The 16,416-nt window shown below is 59.7% G+C and carries 12 protein-coding genes; 6 read left to right on the top strand and 6 right to left on the bottom strand.

Going from position 1 to position 16,416, the window contains the following annotated elements; translation table 11 throughout:
* Nucleotides 1–71: 71 nt before the first annotated feature.
* The 3 genes from MRX98_RS03765 to MRX98_RS03755 form a co-directional block, all read right to left on the bottom strand.
* Nucleotides 72–1,787 carry an aldehyde ferredoxin oxidoreductase C-terminal domain-containing protein gene (locus MRX98_RS03765; RefSeq protein WP_246903122.1) on the bottom strand — a complete coding sequence of 572 codons (1,716 nt, stop codon included), beginning with the start codon at nt 1,785–1,787 and terminating at the stop codon, nt 72–74.
* A gap of 39 nt (nt 1,788–1,826) precedes the next feature.
* On the bottom strand, nt 1,827–2,996 hold the full coding sequence (locus tag MRX98_RS03760) for an iron-containing alcohol dehydrogenase (RefSeq protein ID WP_246903120.1): 1,170 nt from the start codon (nt 2,994–2,996) through the stop codon (nt 1,827–1,829).
* Nucleotides 2,997–3,414: 418 nt separating this feature from the next.
* A complete protein-coding gene (locus MRX98_RS03755; protein WP_246903118.1) occupies nt 3,415–4,689 on the bottom strand; it encodes a mechanosensitive ion channel family protein in 1,275 nt (424 codons plus the stop codon).
* A 523-nt stretch (nt 4,690–5,212) separates the two neighbouring features.
* Between MRX98_RS03755 and MRX98_RS03750 the strand changes: the two genes are divergently transcribed.
* The 4 genes from MRX98_RS03750 to MRX98_RS03735 are packed head-to-tail and all read left to right on the top strand — an operon-like array spanning nt 5,213 to nt 8,712.
* On the top strand, nt 5,213–6,352 hold the full coding sequence (locus MRX98_RS03750) for an ABC transporter ATP-binding protein (RefSeq protein WP_246903116.1): 1,140 nt from the start codon (nt 5,213–5,215) through the stop codon (nt 6,350–6,352).
* 12 nt (nt 6,353–6,364) lie between these two features.
* Nucleotides 6,365–7,015: an ABC transporter permease gene (locus tag MRX98_RS03745; protein ID WP_246903114.1), complete on the top strand. Its 651-nt coding sequence runs from the start codon at nt 6,365–6,367 to the stop codon at nt 7,013–7,015.
* A 16-nt stretch (nt 7,016–7,031) separates the two neighbouring features.
* Entirely contained in the window at nt 7,032–7,763 is a 732-nt protein-coding gene (locus MRX98_RS03740) for an ABC transporter permease (RefSeq protein ID WP_246903112.1), read from the top strand.
* 34 nt (nt 7,764–7,797) lie between these two features.
* On the top strand, nt 7,798–8,712 hold the full coding sequence (locus MRX98_RS03735; RefSeq protein ID WP_246903110.1) for an ABC transporter substrate-binding protein: 915 nt from the start codon (nt 7,798–7,800) through the stop codon (nt 8,710–8,712).
* Nucleotides 8,713–8,863: 151 nt separating this feature from the next.
* Here MRX98_RS03735 and ahcY read toward each other — a convergent pair whose 3' ends face one another.
* From ahcY to metK, 3 genes are read right to left on the bottom strand one after another with little or no spacing between them, the layout of a single operon-like run.
* Nucleotides 8,864–10,303: an adenosylhomocysteinase gene (gene ahcY / locus MRX98_RS03730; RefSeq protein ID WP_281432187.1), complete on the bottom strand. Its 1,440-nt coding sequence runs from the start codon at nt 10,301–10,303 to the stop codon at nt 8,864–8,866.
* 11 nt (nt 10,304–10,314) lie between these two features.
* The gene (locus tag MRX98_RS03725) at nt 10,315–11,316 is read right to left on the bottom strand and encodes an adenosine kinase (RefSeq protein ID WP_246903108.1); all 1,002 of its coding nucleotides are present in this window, start codon (nt 11,314–11,316) and stop codon (nt 10,315–10,317) included.
* Nucleotides 11,313–12,518: a methionine adenosyltransferase gene (gene metK / locus MRX98_RS03720; RefSeq protein ID WP_246903106.1), complete on the bottom strand. Its 1,206-nt coding sequence runs from the start codon at nt 12,516–12,518 to the stop codon at nt 11,313–11,315. The genes MRX98_RS03725 and metK overlap by 4 nt, the downstream gene beginning before the upstream one ends.
* Before the next feature lie 774 nt (nt 12,519–13,292).
* Between metK and MRX98_RS03715 the strand changes: the two genes are divergently transcribed.
* Together MRX98_RS03715 and MRX98_RS03710 are read left to right on the top strand one after the other, a co-directional pair.
* Nucleotides 13,293–14,552 carry a sigma-54 interaction domain-containing protein gene (locus MRX98_RS03715; protein ID WP_246903104.1) on the top strand — a complete coding sequence of 420 codons (1,260 nt, stop codon included), beginning with the start codon at nt 13,293–13,295 and terminating at the stop codon, nt 14,550–14,552.
* Between the two features lie 25 nt (nt 14,553–14,577).
* Complete coding sequence (locus MRX98_RS03710; protein ID WP_246903102.1) at nt 14,578–16,287, top strand: FAD-dependent oxidoreductase; 1,710 nt, start codon at nt 14,578–14,580, stop codon at nt 16,285–16,287.
* Nucleotides 16,288–16,416 lie beyond the last annotated feature (129 nt).

The raw sequence follows: 16,416 nt of genomic DNA, 5'->3' as shown, positions 1-16,416 counted from the left end.
CGGCTGATGTGCTGCCGCAACCCCGTTTTGTTGTCTACTGTTTCAGGCGCTGTTCGATACCGGACACGCCCTTAGAACGGCAGCACCTGGGCGAGCTCTTCGTCGGTGAAATCGAACTTGGCGCCTGTCATGGGTGACGCTTCGTCGTAGAAGAACTGGGGCAAGCGGTCGTCCTTGGCCGTGAAGCCGGCGGTGCGGTTGAAAGCCTTTTCCAGCATGAGGGTTTCCAGACCCAGGCCGAAGACGCGGTCGCTGTTCCATTCGCCGCCCAATTTTCCGGCCATGGCCTCGGCAATGTGCGCCACGGCGTACTTGTGGGTCGAGGTGAGCGGGAAGGAAGCGAAGTGGCACATGAAGTTGTCCACGGCGGCGTAGGCCACCTGCACTTTCTGGGACATCTGTACGCGGCCGGTCTTGTTCATGTCGCCGGCCGAACCGCTGGTGGTGCCGACGGTGTGGTCCGCGCCCATGGGCGAGGTGGCGTAACCCAGGCCGGTGCCTTTGCTGTTGCGCGGGTCGTAGCCGGGCATGCCCTGCTTTTTCACGGTGGGAATGCGCTTGACGCCAAGGTGCTTGCCGACGGCTTCGGTGCCCTGGCCCATGAGCTTGCCGAACTCGGTGCCGTCGATCATCTCCTGGACCAGCGCCTTGGCCTTTTCGCCGTCGCCGAAAGCCAGTTTGCCGCCTTCCATGCACACGCCCAGGGTGGTACCCAGCTCGATGGTGTCGATGCCGAAATCGTCGCACATGCGCTCGATGCGGGCGATGATGTCCAGATCGGCGATCATGCAGTTGGAGCCGATCATGGCCACGGTTTCGTATTCAAAGCCCGAGGTGAGGTAGTTGCCGTCTTTGTCGTTGTAAAGGTTGGAGCAGCGGATGGGGCATCCCGGCTGGCAGGCCAGACCGGTCTTACCGCCGCGCTGGTAGACGTTCTGATGGAACTTGTGGGCGCCGATATCGTTGAGGATGGGGGAACGTTCACCGCTGAAGTTCTTGACCGGCAGGGCGCCGGACTTGCCGGTGACGGCCATGCCCACCATGGTGCCGAAAAAGCGCAGGGCCCGGGAGGTGACCGCGTTGCGGTTGAGCACATCCGCATAGGCCTTCAGGGCGTTGGAGAATCGCGCCTTGTCGGCGTACTCGATTTCGGCCCGCTTGGCCGCCGGATGGACCACGATGGCCTTGAGTCCCTTGCTGCCCATCACCGCGCCGATGCCGCCCCGCGCCAGGGCGCGGCAGGGATGGCCGGTGGAGTGGTCGGTGGTCTGGATGGTGCTGTTCAAATACTGCCGTTCGCCGGCGGCCCCGATGCAGGCCACGGCGATTTTCTCCCCATGGGTCTCTTTGAGCCGGGTCACCAGATCGTAGGTGCCCATGCCGGCGAAGCCGTCTTCCTTGGTCAATGAGGGTTGACCCTCGGCATCGATGGTCAGCACGTAGGCCCCTTTGTCCATGGGCTGTTTTTCGACGATGATCATCTTGATGGCGTGACGGGCCAGCACGGAGCCGATGTTACCGCCCGAGTTGGCCTCTTTGATGCCGCCGGTCAGGGGGCTTTTGGCGCCCACCGAAAGCCGGTTGCCCGTGGGGAAACCGGTGCCGGCCAGCAATCCCAGGGTGAACACCAGTTTGTTTTCCGGCCCCAGGGGATCACAGGTGGGATCGACCTCTTCGTTCAACACTTTGGCCACCAGCCCCCGATTGCCCAGGGTGCGATAATTTTCGGGCAGGGGTTCGACGGTGACCGTGCCGCGTTCCATATCGATACGAATGATATTTTCCATGAACAACTCTCCTTTGGCTAAACAATCAAACCGGTTGTATCAGCTCAGGCTCTTGTGGGCCGATTGCAGCATTTGGGTCAGTTCCTGGCGCGAGGGCCGCTTGGCGGCCGTCATGTAGGTGTATTCGCCCAGGGACAGGGTGATGATTGGGTCGATGTCGGCCGGATTGGGAATCACTTTGTCCGATCGCGGACCGCCGATCTTCAGGTAGAAGTCCCGCAGCGCATCCTTGAATTCCCGACCCACTTCCGCGATGGGGCGGCCGTTGTTGCTTTCCACGCCCAGCATGGCGGCCATTTTGCGCGTCTCGTCGGGAATCAGGTCGGCGTAGAATTCGCACACTTCGGGCATGGCGAAGGCGCAGGCCGTGCCATGGGGGCAGTGGGTGACCGCTTCGATGGAGTGGCCCAGGGCGTGGGGCAGATGGAAGGCGCCGTAGCAGCCCACCAGGATGCCGAAGGTGGCCGCCAGGGCCATCTTTTCACGGGCTTCCAAATCGTTGCCGTTGGCGATGGCCTTGGGCAGGTAGTTGAAAATCATGTCGACAATGGTCAAGCCCCAGGCGGTCAGCATGGGGTTGCGCGCCGCGCCGCCCATGCCTTCGATGGCGTGGGCCAGGGCATCCATGCCGGTGGAAGCCGTCAGTGAGGGGGGCATCTTCACGTGCAGCAAGGGGTCCACGATAGCCACCTTGGGCACGTTCTCATGCTGCGGCAGCACCTTTTTGACGCCCGCCTGTTCGTCATAGACCACTGCGACGGGAGACACTTCGCTGCCGGTGCCGGCGGTGGTGGGAATGCACACATAGGGTTTGAGCAGCGGCCCGATCACCAGGCCCGCATCCAGGGTGCCCACATATTGGTCCAGGTCGCCCGGTTGGGTCAGGCACACGTTGACCGCCTTGCCGGTGTCCATGGCGCTGCCGCCGCCGATGGCCAAAATACCGTCGATGCCGGCATCCTTGGCCATGGCCGTGGCTTCGCGCACGCTGGACAAGGGCACCGACACCTGGGCGTTGCCGTATTCAATCACCTGAATGCCGGCGGTTTGCATGTTTTCGATGATGGGGTCCACAAGGCCTGCATCCTTGACGCCGGGGTCATAGATGCACAGCACCTTTTTGCATCCCAGGCTCAGCATCACCTGGCCGGTTTGGGTGGACGTGCCGTCGCCGAAAATGATTTTGGTGAGGGTGAATACAAAGTTCATAAGCGCCTCCGAAAAAGGATGGGTATAGTGAAGTTGATGGGTTGCAGTGTGGCAGCAGGCGAATGCCTCCGTCGATCCTTGATGAACAAGCTGTGGAAATTGATTGCATGCAAATGGAACACCTACTGTAAGTGTGTCGTCAGCATGTCAATAACCGAAAATGACCCAAGTAGACCGTATAGCGGATTGAACGATATAACGCAAGGAAAATACAACAAAATAGCCTTCTTGTCGCTGAACAAAATTCACAAAACGATGCCCATCCAAGGGGTCGAAAATTATGGCTCATCCGACGGAAACGGACGGAACTTACCCGGGCGCCACAGCGATGTGCGATTTGGCATTTATCCGGATAGGAGGGCAGGTGGGAGCGCTATTGTTGATACCGTTGCCAAAGGTAAGGGCGTTATTACGCCCCTCATTGCTTCGGAGCATCGATCAGACGTTCGCCGAGGGAGGTCACATCGTAACCGGACGGATATTGAAACACCCGCAGATCAAACTCCGGCAGGATGGCCAGCAGGTGATCGAAGATATCGGACTGCACGGCTTCGTAGTTGGCCCACACCTTGTCGCGGCAAAAGACGTATATCTCCAAGGGCAAACCGTGTTCCGTGGGGGGCAACTGGCGGACCAGGAAGGTCATGTCGGTGTTGATCATCGGGTGGTGGCGCAGATAGGCGTCCACGTAAGCGCGAAACGTACCGATGTTGGTTAAACGCCGGCAATTGGCCGTATCTCGGGCATCCGGTCCCAATGCGGCGTTGTGGGTCGCGATCTCTTGATTCTTTCTATTTATGTAGTCGGAGATGTGCCTGATTTTGGCGAACCGCTGCAACATGGAAGGCGTGCAGAAACGAATGGTGCGCATATCGATGTTGATCGACCGCTTGATACGTCGACCGCCCGATTCCTGCATGCCGCGCCAATTCTTGAAGGAGTCGCTGATCAGGGCATAGGTCGGGATGGTGGTGATGGTGCGGTCGAAGTTGCGAACCTTGACCGTGGTGAGCGTGATGTCCATCACGTCGCCGTCGGCGCCGTATTTGGGCATTTCGATCCAGTCGCCTTGCTTGAGCATGCGGTTGGAGATCAGCTGGATACCGGCCACGAAGCCCAGAATGGGGTCTTTGAAGACCAGCATGAGCACGGCGGTCATGGCCCCCAGGCCGCTGAACAAATAGAAGGGGGTACGGTCGAGCAATGTGGCCAGCAACAGCAGGATGGCCAGGAAATAGAGGATGATCTTAACCACCTGGGTGAAGCCGGTCAGCGGGATGTCCCGCGACACCTTGAGTCGCTGATAAATGGCGTGCAGCGCATTGACCAGCGCGTCGACCACCATGACGGCCGCCAGGATCAGATAGATGTTGATGATGCGCGTGATGACCGCTGCAAAGGCGGGATAGGCGTCCAGCGCGACGGGAATGAACAACTGGGCCGTCAAAGCCGGTACCAGCAGGGCACAGTGGCGAAAGACATTCTTTTCCGCCAGCACATCGTCCCAGGTGTTGCTGGTGCGTTGTACGATGCGCGGGATGGTGCGGTTGGCTATACGCCGACTGATTAGGTAGGCGACGATACTCAGCAGTATCACCACCGTGGTGGCGATTACGGCAGTAATGGCGGAGGCGCTGGCGGCTTCGATGGGCAGCTGCTCGATCCAGGATTGCAGTGTTTCAAAGGGGGTCATGAGATTTCACTTATCTTCCGTCGACTTATGCTTCGCCGAATTTTTAAACCTGTTCATGGGGTTTTTAACGGCGGCAATATACACATGTGGGGCGAATTCGTCAAAGCATTGTGATTCGCTATCGAAATCGATTTCTTCAAGTCCATCCAATGTCTCGTTATCTGTGTATTCCAATCTCGATCCCGATCCCGCTCTCGATTCCGATTTCGATTTTGCAAATCGCTGATGGTGCCCTGTGTTCTATCAGGAATGGTGTCGTAGAATTGGGGGTTGCCATCTTTTGGGCGGAGCGCTATGCTGCAATTATAATTACATTCTCGGCGCTGGCGGTTCAACGGTTACTGTCTACACCGTGATTCAGCGTATCCATTCTGTGTACCATCCTGTCTCCAATGGAACCGGCAGCCATTGCGCCTCCCGGCAGGTGCGATCCTTTCATGGTCAGGTGTGACCGGTGGGTCCCTCCGGCCTTGCCTGTCGGTCAATGCAACGGTGGGTCCAAAGGCCAAAGGGGGAGCCCTCCATGATCGAATATGATTCCGTCACCAAAATCTTCGGCATCGGCAAGAAGGCGGTGACCGCCACCGACAATGTCACCTTTACCATCGCGGACGGCGAAACAGCGGTTTTCCTGGGTCCTTCGGGATGCGGTAAAACCACTTTGCTGCGTATGACCAATCGCTTGGAGGCGGTCACTCGGGGGACCATTCGGGTCATGGGGCGGGACACCATGGAGATGGACGCTCAGAAGCTGCGGCTCAGCATGGGATATGTGATTCAGCAGATCGGCCTGTTCCCCAACAAGACCATCGCCGGCAACATCGCCGTCGTGCCGCGCATGCTCGGCTGGGACAGGGGCGAGATCAGGTCCCGGGTGGATGAGCTGTTGGGCATGGTCAACCTCGATCCGGAAATCTACCGCGACCGTTATCCGGCCGAGCTGTCCGGCGGGCAGCAACAACGCGTCGGGGTGGCCCGCGGCCTGGCGGCCAATCCGGACATCCTGCTGATGGACGAGCCTTTCGGCGCCATCGATCCCATCAACCGGGATCAGATCCAGGATGAATTTCTGCGGCTGCAGGGCAAGCTGAAAAAAACCATCGCCTTTGTTTCCCACGACATCCACGAGGCGATCAAGATGGCAGACAAGATCGCCATTTTCAAGGATGGCCGTCTGGTGCAGTTCGACACCCCCGAAGCCATCCTGATGCGACCGGCCAACAAGTTCGTGTCCGACTTCGTGGGCGCGGACCGGGCCTTGAAGGTGCTGGGGCTGCTGCGCATCCGGGATGCCATGAATCCTGAACCCCGCAACCTGGTCCAAGCCGGTGAGGATGCGCCCGGGGTGCTTAAAATGATGGAAGCGCAAAACTTGCCCTTGGCCTTTGTGATCAAAGACAATCGGCCGGTGGGTTACGTGCATCCGAAATTGCTCAAATATGAGCAGGGCCGGGTGGGGGAGCTGGCCGAGAAGTTCCCGGAAACCCTGGGTGCCCGGGAACCGGTGCGCGATGCACTGTCGGCTATGTTGATGCATGACATCACCGCTTTTCCGGTGGTGGACGACAACGGCAATCTGGCCGGCACCATCAGCTACCGGCAGATCCAGAAATCGATCCTGGATCTGTATGCCGATGATCACGAGGAGTCCAAAATCGAATAAAGGACGGTTGCCATGACGCTGTTTGCCTTTTTACAGGACAATCTGGCCCGCACGTTGTTTCTGGCTTGGGAGCATGTCTGGTTGGTGGGCCTTTCCTTGCTGATCGCCATGTGCACCGGCATTCCCATCGGCATCGCCATCACCCGCAGCAAGGATTTGGCGCAGAAGGTGCTCGCCGGTGCCAATGTGATCATGACCGTTCCCTCCATCGCCCTGTTCGGCCTGATGCTGCCCATTCTAGCGATAGTGGGTCACGGCCTGGGCAAGGTGCCGGCGGTGATCGCCCTGGTGCTCTACTCCCTTTTGCCGATCATCCGCAACACCTTCATCGCCATCAAGAATGTGGATCCGGCCCTGGTCGATGCGGGACGCGGCATGGGCATGGGCAAGTGGCGCCTGTTGCGGGAGGTGGAAATTCCCCTGGCGGTGCCGGTGATTCTGGCAGGGCTCAAAACCGCGGCGGTGATGAACATCGGCATCGCCGCCATCGCCGCCTACGTCGGCGCCGGCGGTCTGGGGGTGTTCATCCAGCAGGGGATCGCGCGCTCCCATGAAACCATGATCTTGACCGGCGCGTTGGCAGTGTCCTTGCTGGCGATCGTTGTGGATCTGGCCATGAGTCTGCTGGAGCGGTGGGTCACGCCCAAAGGACTCAAGATATGAAACAGGAGGTCCTGCCATGCAGGCGACCGTGACCAAAGGCTATCGCTTTGTACTCCTGGCCCTGCTTTTCGTGATGGGCATCGGCGCCGAGCGCATCGGGCTGGTGGCCTACATGTCGGACCCGTGGGAACAGGAGTACATCCTGTTCTTGGTGCGCCAGCATCTGTTTCTGGTGTCCATCAGCATGGCCCTGGCCCTGGCGGCCGGCCTGACCGCCGGCATTCTGGTATCGCGCAAGCGTTTTCGCAAGTACGCCGGCGTGGTCATGTACGTGATCGGGCTGGGCCAAACCATCCCTTCCCTGGCGGTGCTGGCCCTGGTGATGAGTTTTTTGGGCATCGGGTCCCGACCGGCCATCTTCGCCCTGTTCATCTATTCCACGCTGCCCATTGCCCGCAATACCCTGGCAGGCATATTGGCCGTTTCGCCGGCCATCATCGATGCGGCCCGGGGGATCGGCATGAACCCGATGCGCATCCTCTGGCAGGTGGAGTTGCCCAATGCGCTGCATGTCATTCTGGCCGGTGTTCGGGTGGCCCTGGTGATCAACATCGGCACCGCCGCCCTGGGATACCTCATCGGGGCCGGCGGGTTGGGCGATTTGATCTTCACCGGCATCAATTTGATGCAGACGGACAAGCTGCTGGCCGGGGCCTTGCCGGTGATCGTGATGGCGCTGGTCGGTGATTTCCTGGTGGAGCTTTTCGGCATCATCGTTATTCCCAAAGGCATTCGCTTGGCTGAGTGAAAGTGCCTGCAAAGAAAAAATAAAGGAGTATCGTATGAAAAGACATTTGCTCATGGCCCTGGCGACAGTGATGGTTTTGGTCTTCTTCACGATATGGGCGGGCGGCGCCCTGGCGCAGGAGAAAGCCATCACCATCGGCGGCAAGAATTTCACCGAACAGTATCTTTTGGTCGAGCTGGCCAAACGACTGCTCGAAAAAGAGGGCTTCAAGGTCACCGCCCGCACCGGCGTGGGCACGGCCATCGCCCGCCAATCGTTGGAGGCGGACCAGATCGACATGTATTACGAATACACCGGCACCGCCTATACGGTTTTCTACCAGGAAGAAGATCCGGCGGTGATGACCGACCCCGTTAAGGTGTACGATTGGGTCCGCCGGCGGGATGCGCAAAAGGGGCTGGTGTGGCTGGAAGCGGTGCGGTTCAACAACACCTACACCATCATGATGCGCCGGGAGGATGCCGCAAAGATGGGCATCAAAACCATCAGTGATTTCGGCAACTATGTGGATCAGAACCCCAAGGAGGTCACCTTTGCCTTGGAAGCCGAGTTCTGGGAGCGGCCCGACGGATTCCGGGCCTTGATGGCGCTTTACCAATTTCGGATGCCGGTGCGCGGCGTCAAGCGCATGGACATGGGGCTGACCTATCTGGCGTTGCGCAACGGTCAGGTGACCGCCGCCACGGGTTTCGCCACCGACGGTCGCATTTCCGGCTTCGACCTGGTGAACCTGGAAGACGATAAAAACTTCTTTCCGGTGTACAATCCCGCGCCGGTGATTCGCAAGGCGGTGTTGGATCAGTATCCGGAGATCCGTGAAGTGCTCAAACCATTGGCCGAGAAGTTGGACACCGACACCATGCAGCGGCTGAACGCGGAAGTGGATGTGGAACACAAGGACGTGAGTCGCGCGGTCGAAGAATGGCTGAAAGAAGTCGGCTTGTTGTAATCCGCCTTACCTTCTTCGCTTTGGCGCCGGCCGGCTGTATTTTTTTTCGGCTGTAGCAAAGAAAAATCTCCCGCAGTGCCGGCGGCTCGGGCATTATCGCCGTCGTACTGCGGGAGTTCTTTTTACGCTTCAGAATCGAACGCGGTCGAAATTAGTAGCGGTAGTGCTCGGACTTGAACGGACCGGTAACCGGAACGCTGATGTAGTCGGCCTGCTCCTTGCTCAATTGGGTCAGGGTGGCGCCCAGTTTTGCCAGGTGCAGCCGGGCCACCTCTTCGTCCAGCGCCTTGGACAATAGGTACACCCCCACCGGCCGATCCTGTTTTTGCCACAAGTCGATTTGCGCCAGGGTCTGGTTGGTGAAGGAGTTGGACATCACGAAGCTGGGATGGCCCGTGGCACAACCCAGGTTCACCAGCCGGCCTTCGGCCAGCATGTAGATGGAGTGGCCGTCGGGGAAGGTGTAGCGATCCACCTGGTCTTTGATGGTGACCCTCTCCACGCCTTCCATTTCATTCAAGGGGTCGACCTGAATTTCGTTATCGAAGTGGCCGATGTTGCAGACGATGGCCTGGTCTTTCATGCGGGCCATGTGGTCGGCGGTGATCACATCCTTGTTTCCGGTGCAGGTGACATAGATATCGCCGATGGGCAGTGCCTGCTCCACGGTCATCACCTTGTAGCCGGCCATCAGGGCCTGCAGGGCGCAGATGGGGTCGATTTCCGTGACCACCACGTTGGCCTTGTGGGCCGACAGGGCCTCGGCCGATCCCTTGCCCACGTCGCCGAAGCCGCACACCACGGCGGTCTTGCCGGCGATCATGACGTCGGTGGCCCGCTTGATGCCGTCCACCAGGGATTCGCGACAGCCGTACACATTGTCGAACTTGCTCTTGGTAACCGAGTCGTTGACATTGATGGCCGACACCAGGAGCTCCCCCTTTTCCGCCATCTGGTAAAGCCGATTGACGCCGGTGGTGGTCTCTTCGGAGACCCCGCGCCATTCCGCGACCACCTTGTGCCAGAAATCGGGCGTCTCTTTGAGGGTCCGCTTGAGCAGGTCGTTGACGAGGCGCAGTTCCTTGTTGTCGGTCAACACATCCAGGATGGACGGATCGTCCTCGGCCTGGTACCCCCGGTGGATCAGCAGGGTGGCATCGCCGCCGTCATCCACCACCAGGTTGGGGCCGCTGCCGTCGGGCCATGTCAAGGCCATTTTCGTGCACCACCAGTACTCTTCCAGGGTTTCGCCCTTCCAGGCGAACACCGGAACACCGGCGGCGGCAATGGCCGCGGCGGCGTGGTCCTGGGTGGAGAAGATGTTGCAGGAGGCCCAGCGTACGTCGGCGCCCAGTTCCCGCAGGGTTTCGATCAACACGGCGGTTTGCACGGTCATGTGCAGGCTGCCGCTGATGCGGGCGCCGGCCAGGGGTTTGTCGGGGCCGTATTTTTCGCGGGTGGCCATCAAGCCGGGCATTTCGTGTTCGGCGATTTCGATTTCGCGCCGGCCCCACTCGGCCAGTCCGATGTCCTTGACTTTATAGTCCTTCTGTCCGTTGTCCATTTTTTTTGCGGCGTTTGCCATATCCATATTGTTCTTGCTTACCTTTCTTCCAAGTAACGGTTGAATGCTTCGGTGATCCGTTCCCATGCGGCAGGCGGCAGATTGGCGCCCAAGTGGCGCACCACCTCCGCTGCAAGGATCGATCCCAGGTGACCACTTGTATCCGGTTCGCAACTGTTCAAGTGACCGTACAAGAAGCCGGCGGCCCAAAAATCGCCGGCCCCGGTGGTGTCTTTGACCGTGTCCACATTGCGGGCGGGTATTTCATGGATGTTGCCGTTGGCCCGGATCAAGGCACCTTCGGCACCGCACTTGACCACGGCGGTTTCACAATGCGCGTGCAGTGCATCGAGCCCTGTCCGCGGGTCCCGCCGCCCGCAAAAGGCGGCTGCTTCATCCTCGTTGGCCAGTACCACGTCCACATAGCGGTCCAGAAGGGACGGCAGGGTTTCGGCGGCACCGTTGACCACTTCGAAGGCCCCCAGGTCGAGGCTGATGGTGCAACCGGCGGTTTTGGCCGCTTCCAGCACTGTCCGGGCCAGGTCCGGGTTGAAGAGCAGGTAGCCCTCGACATGGGCATGGCGGCAGCCCCGGAAGTCATCGACACTGACTTCTTCGGGGGCGAAGGATGCGGCGGCCCCCAAATCGGTGCGCATGGTCCGCTCCGAATCGGGGGTGACCAGGCTGAGGCACCGGGCGGTGGCCGATACGCCGCAGGTTTTAAGGCGGGAGCCGTCGCCACCGAGCTGCTCGAAGGTGCGGCGATAATATCGGCCCTCCGCGTCGTCACCGATTTTGCCCAGCAGGGCGGCCTGCATGTTGAGGCGTGCCAAGGCGAAAACGGTGTTGGCGGCCGATCCGCCGGGCGCCACCAGGGTTTCTCCAGGCACTTCGGCCAACAGTGCCTCCATGGCGGGTGTATCCACCAGCTGCATGCCGCCTTTGTGGCCGCCCACGCCGGCCACGAAGGCCTCTTCCACCAGCGCCAGGCGATCTACAATGGGTGAGCCGACACCGATGATGCGCGCTGCTGTGTTCATGCGGCCTCCCGGGCCAGGCGTTTGGCTGCGCGTTGCAGCGCTTCGACCTTGTTGGCTTTTTCCCAGGGGAAGATATCACGGCCGAAATGGCCATAAGCCGCCGATGCCTGGTAGGACCAGCCGGCGGGGTGAAGCAGATCGAGCTGGTCGATAATCGCCGCCGGCCGGAAATCGAACAGGTGTTTGTCTTCCAGCAGGGATTGCAGCAGCGCTTCATCGAGCTTGGCGGTGCCGTAGGTGTCCACATTGATGCTCAAGGGGTGGGCCACGCCGATGGCATAGGAGACCTGGATTTCACACTTGTCGGCCAGCCCCGCGGCGACGATGTTCTTGGCCGCGTAACGGGCGTAATAGGCGGCACTGCGGTCCACCTTGGACGGGTCCTTGCCGGAGAAAGCGCCCCCGCCATGACTGCCCACACCGCCGTACGTATCGACGATGATTTTGCGGCCTGTCAAGCCCGCATCGGCATAGGGACCGCCCAGCACGAAAGCCCCGGTGGGGTTGATGTAGAACCGGGTGTCGGCGGTCAACAGGCCGGTGGGCTCCAGCACTGTTTTCGCTGCGTCCACGAGGTCCTCGCGGATCTTTTCCAACGGCACATCGTCGGTCTGGTGGCTGATCACCACGCCGGTGATGGCATGGGGGCGTCCTTTTTTATAGCGCACGGACACCTGGCTTTTGGCATCGGGGCGCAGATATGGGATTGCATTGCTTTTGCGCAACTGCTCCAGTTCCAAAAGCAGGCGGTGACTGTAGGCCACCGGGCAGGGCATCCGTTCCGGGGTTTCATTGGTGGCGTAGCCGAACATCATCCCCTGGTCTCCGGCGCCCTGTTCCTCGTAAAGCCCTTCACCCTCGGTCACGCCCTGGCTGATGTCCGGGGATTGGCCGTGGATGCGGTTGAAATATTCAAAACCATCGTGCCAGAACTTCAGTTCCGCGCGATCATATCCGATGTCCTTGACCACTTGGCGGGCGATTTTTTCGGCGTCGATGCTTTGCCAACCCTTGCAGGTCACCTCGCCCACGTTGGCCACCAGGTTGTGTCCGACCACCGTTTCGCAGGCCACGCGGCTCTTGGGATCGGCCTGTAGGCAGGCGTCCAGGACAGCGTCCGAAATTTGGTCGCACACCTTATCGGGATGGCCCCGACCGACGGATTCGGAAGTAAAAACATGTTCAGCGTTGATTTTGCTCATCTGGTCACTCCTTTGTTGTGATTTCAATGTTTTAAACATAATGGACCACCGACGGACGCCGATGTCCTTTAAGGCGGAAGGTCGAGGCGATAACGCATAAGGTTTGAATATATATGCAGAGTACGTGCCAATGAGGCGGTGATGTTTGAAAGCTGTTGATATTGAAGATAATATCAGATTCAGACCTGACATCGTGTACCGGCAGGGGATGGTCATGACGGGGACATGTGTACGATTATTGAACACTCTTTGTCGTTCGGCTGGAAAAGTGTACAGATTTTTCCGGATGCGCTATGGATCTTGAATTTGCGCAAAGGCTATCGAGTGCCGCCCCTTTTTTGCAATAATATTCTGTAATCCATTAGTATTAATGGAATTTGCCATGGTCGATGAGAGCAAGGCGTGTTCGATGAGGTGGAACATCTTGGTGTCGTCCAATGTTTAATAATTGCACAATAACCCTTTGCAGAAGCCGTCATCGATGGTATGTTCTCTCTTTTTTACCGGCTTTGCCTGAAAAAGGTGGGCCATGTTTCGGATTGAGGCCGCAGCGCCGCATCAAGCGCACCCGCCGGCGCTGCATAATGCCTTTTCCGAATAGGTTCACCGGATTTCGATCCGCATGGAGCGCGCACGATGACTACCCCTTCCGTTAAACGTTCGCGAAACGAAACCCCTCCCATCCGAATTGTTTGCCTCGACGGCCGAAGCGGCCTGTGCGCGCAGGTCGATGCGATTTTTAGCGGGCAACGCAAGGTGGCGGTAGCCTTTGAAATGAGCCTTGAAAAGGTGCTCGATCGGGTGGAGCAGGAGGTGTGCGATGTGTTGTTGGCCTCCAGCGCCGCGGTGCGCGACGGACGGATGGATTGGCTGGAGTTTGTGGAACTGCTGACCGCCAAGAGTCCGTGGACCCAGATTCTGTTTCTGATCAAACCGCGGGAGGTGGCCCTGGCCTCCAAGGCCTTGAAAGCCGGCTCCTACCACTATGCCAAATTGCCGGTCGGCAACGAAGAGCTCAAATTGCTCATCGAGGCGGCCCTGGCCAACCGACCCAACGTGGATCCGGCTTCCCGGGCGCTGCTGGGCGGCCAGAAGGGGCGCTTCGAAGATATGGTGGGCGGTACGGCCGTCATGAAAAGCGTTTTCCGCACCATCCGGCAGGCCGCCGCCACCGACATCCCGGTTTTGCTGACCGGTGAAACCGGAGTGGGCAAGGATCTGGTGGCCCACGCCATCCATCAGCTCAGCAGCCGCTCCGAAAAGCGGTTTTTGCCGGTGCATTTGGGCGCCCTGCCGCGGGATCTGGCTCCCGGTGAGCTGTTCGGGCACGTCAAGGGCGCTTTCACAGGTGCCAACAGCGCATCGGCAGGCGCCTTTGAACAGGCCTACGGCGGCACCGTCTTTCTGGACGAAATCGGCACCATCGATGATCGGGTTCAGATCAGTTTGTTGCGTCTGATCGAGACCCACTCCTTTCACCGTATCGGCGGCAACCGCACGATCAAGGTAGATGTGCGCCTGATTGCGGCCACCAACGAAGCATTGGAAGAGGCGGTGGAGGAGGGGCGGTTCAGGGAGGATCTATACTACCGTTTGGAAGTATTCCACATCCACATTCCCCCGTTGCGCGAGCGGCCCGGCGACATCTCCTTGCTGATCCAGGAGTTTTTGCGCCGCTACAATCGGGACTACGACAAGGAGATCCAGGGATTGTCGCCCGAGGCCATGTCCATGCTGGAAACCTATGAATGGCCCGGCAATGTGCGCGAACTGAAAAATGTGATTCATCGGGCCGTTGTCGTCTGCACCGGAGAGGTGATCACGCCGCGAGACATTTCCGCCCGCATCAAGCCGGGCAGCGGCACCCGGCGCAAGGTGTTTCTGCCGGTGGGCACCTCATTCGAAGAAGCCGAACGCTTGTTGCTGGAGAAGACGCTCCAATCAACAGGCAACAACCGTAGTCACGCCGCCGCCATATTGGGGGTCAGCCGCGGTACCCTATACAACAAGATCAAGAAGCACGGTTTGAGTTGAACTTATAAAGAAAGGAACACAGATCATGGGACTCAATGTACTGGTGGTGGGGGCCGTGGCCCTCGGACCCAAGGTGGCCTGCCGCGTGAAGCGCCTGCTGCCTTCGGCGCAAATCACGATGATTGAAAAGGATTGCCGTTTCAGTTACGGCGGTTGCGGCATTCCTTATTTTGTCAGCGGTGACGTGCAGAACATCGAGGGGCTCTGCTCCACCAGCGCCCACACCCTGCGCGACGAGCTGTTTTTCGAGACGGCCAAGGGGGTCGCCATCCGGCCCCGGACCGAGGCGGTGGCCATCAACCGCAAAGCCAAGACGGTGACGGTGCGCGACCTGCGCAACGGCAGCGACACCACCGAACTGCCCTATGACAAACTGGTCCTGGCCACCGGCGCCGAACCCATGGTGCCGCCCATTCCGGGCGCCGACCTGCCGGGGGTCAGCGTGGTGTCCAATCTGGAACATGCCGCCTACATCAAGGAAAAGATCGCCCGCGGCGATGTGAATCGCGCCGTGGTCATCGGCGCCGGCGCCATCGGATTGGAGATGGCCGAGGCACTGGCCGACATGTGGGAGGTGGAAACCACCCTGGTGGAGATGGCTGATCAACTGCTGCCCCAGGCCATCGGTCCCGACATGTCCCTGATCGTGCAACACCACATGACGGCCAAGGGGATCGCTGTGCGGTTGTCCGACGTGGTCACGCGCATTATCGGCGACCCGGAAACCGGCGTCACCGCCGTGGAAACCCGAACCACCCGAATTCCCTGCGACATGGTGATCCTGGCCGTGGGGGTGCGCCCCAACGGCCGCCTGGCCGCCGAGGCGGGCCTGGCCGTTGGTCGCCATGGCGGGGTGATCGTCGACCAACGTTTGCGCACTTCGGACCCCGATATCTACGCCGGGGGCGACTGCATCGAGATGCCCCATTTGGTCAGTGGCGAGCGGGTGCCCATGCCCCTTGGCTCTCTGGCCAACCGTCAGGGGCGGGTGATCGGCACCAATATCGCCGGCGGCCAGGCCCGCTTCGACGGTACGGTGGGCAGCTTCTGCATCAAGGTGTTCGACATGGGGATCGCCAAGGCCGGTCTGACGGCCCGGCAGGCGGCCGAGGCCGGTTTCGACCCGGTTTATTCGGTGGTCGCTCAAGCCGACCGCGCTCATTTCTATCCCTCCCACGCCATCATGTACGTTAAGTTGATCGCCGACCGCGCCACCCGCCGTGTGCTGGGGATCGAAGCGCTGGGCCCCAACGGCGATGCGGTCAAAGCCCGCGTGGATGCCGTGGCGGCCCTGCTGCCGTATCGGGCCGATGTGGCCGCCGTCTGCAACCTCGAGGTGGCCTACGCACCGCCCTTTGCCTCGGCCATGGATATCGTCAACAACGCCGCCAATGTCCTGGACAACATCCTGATGGGCTACAACGACCCCATCGATGTGACGGAGTTCGTGGAACGTTTCAAAGAGGGGCAAACCAAGGTCGTGGATGTTCGCGGCGCGCCGGAATCCAAAAAGTTCCGCGAGAAGTACGGCGAGGATCGCTGGATCAACATTCCCCAGAACGAACTGGCCGGCCGCATCGCCGAGGTGCCCAAGGATCAGCCGGTCTGCCTGATTTGCGACACCGGCCCCCGTTCCTACGAAGCCCAGCGGATCCTGCAGGCCAACGGCATCGCGACCACCAAAAACATCCAGGGCGGCTACGGCATGCTCAGCCGCACCAATCCGGATTTCTGATCCGGATCGATTGTCCCGCCACAACCGGGGGCTGGCGTATTGCGAGCCCCCGAATTCGACCTCTTGTCATCGATAATTTCTATGGTATAACACGCCATCCATCGATAATAACATTTTGACTTCTCTGCA

This window comes from Desulfatitalea alkaliphila, from assembly GCF_022968795.1.
Classification (GTDB): Bacteria; Desulfobacterota; Desulfobacteria; order Desulfobacterales; family Desulfosarcinaceae; genus Desulfatitalea; species Desulfatitalea alkaliphila.
Note: the sequence above shows the minus strand (reverse complement) of the source record. Positions and strands in the feature narration are given on the sequence as shown.

Coding starts and splice junctions, on each gene's coding strand:
- MRX98_RS03765 (WP_246903122.1), bottom strand. CDS start 1,787: ATGGAAAATATCATTCGTATCGATATGGAACGCGGCACGGTCACCGTC.
- MRX98_RS03760 (WP_246903120.1), bottom strand. CDS start 2,996: ATGAACTTTGTATTCACCCTCACCAAAATCATTTTCGGCGACGGCACG.
- MRX98_RS03755 (WP_246903118.1), bottom strand. CDS start 4,689: ATGACCCCCTTTGAAACACTGCAATCCTGGATCGAGCAGCTGCCCATC.
- MRX98_RS03750 (WP_246903116.1), top strand. CDS start 5,213: ATGATCGAATATGATTCCGTCACCAAAATCTTCGGCATCGGCAAGAAG.
- MRX98_RS03745 (WP_246903114.1), top strand. CDS start 6,365: ATGACGCTGTTTGCCTTTTTACAGGACAATCTGGCCCGCACGTTGTTT.
- MRX98_RS03740 (WP_246903112.1), top strand. CDS start 7,032: ATGCAGGCGACCGTGACCAAAGGCTATCGCTTTGTACTCCTGGCCCTG.
- MRX98_RS03735 (WP_246903110.1), top strand. CDS start 7,798: ATGAAAAGACATTTGCTCATGGCCCTGGCGACAGTGATGGTTTTGGTC.
- ahcY (WP_281432187.1), bottom strand. CDS start 10,303: ATGGATATGGCAAACGCCGCAAAAAAAATGGACAACGGACAGAAGGAC.
- MRX98_RS03725 (WP_246903108.1), bottom strand. CDS start 11,316: ATGAACACAGCAGCGCGCATCATCGGTGTCGGCTCACCCATTGTAGAT.
- metK (WP_246903106.1), bottom strand. CDS start 12,518: ATGAGCAAAATCAACGCTGAACATGTTTTTACTTCCGAATCCGTCGGT.
- MRX98_RS03715 (WP_246903104.1), top strand. CDS start 13,293: ATGAGCCTTGAAAAGGTGCTCGATCGGGTGGAGCAGGAGGTGTGCGAT.
- MRX98_RS03710 (WP_246903102.1), top strand. CDS start 14,578: ATGGGACTCAATGTACTGGTGGTGGGGGCCGTGGCCCTCGGACCCAAG.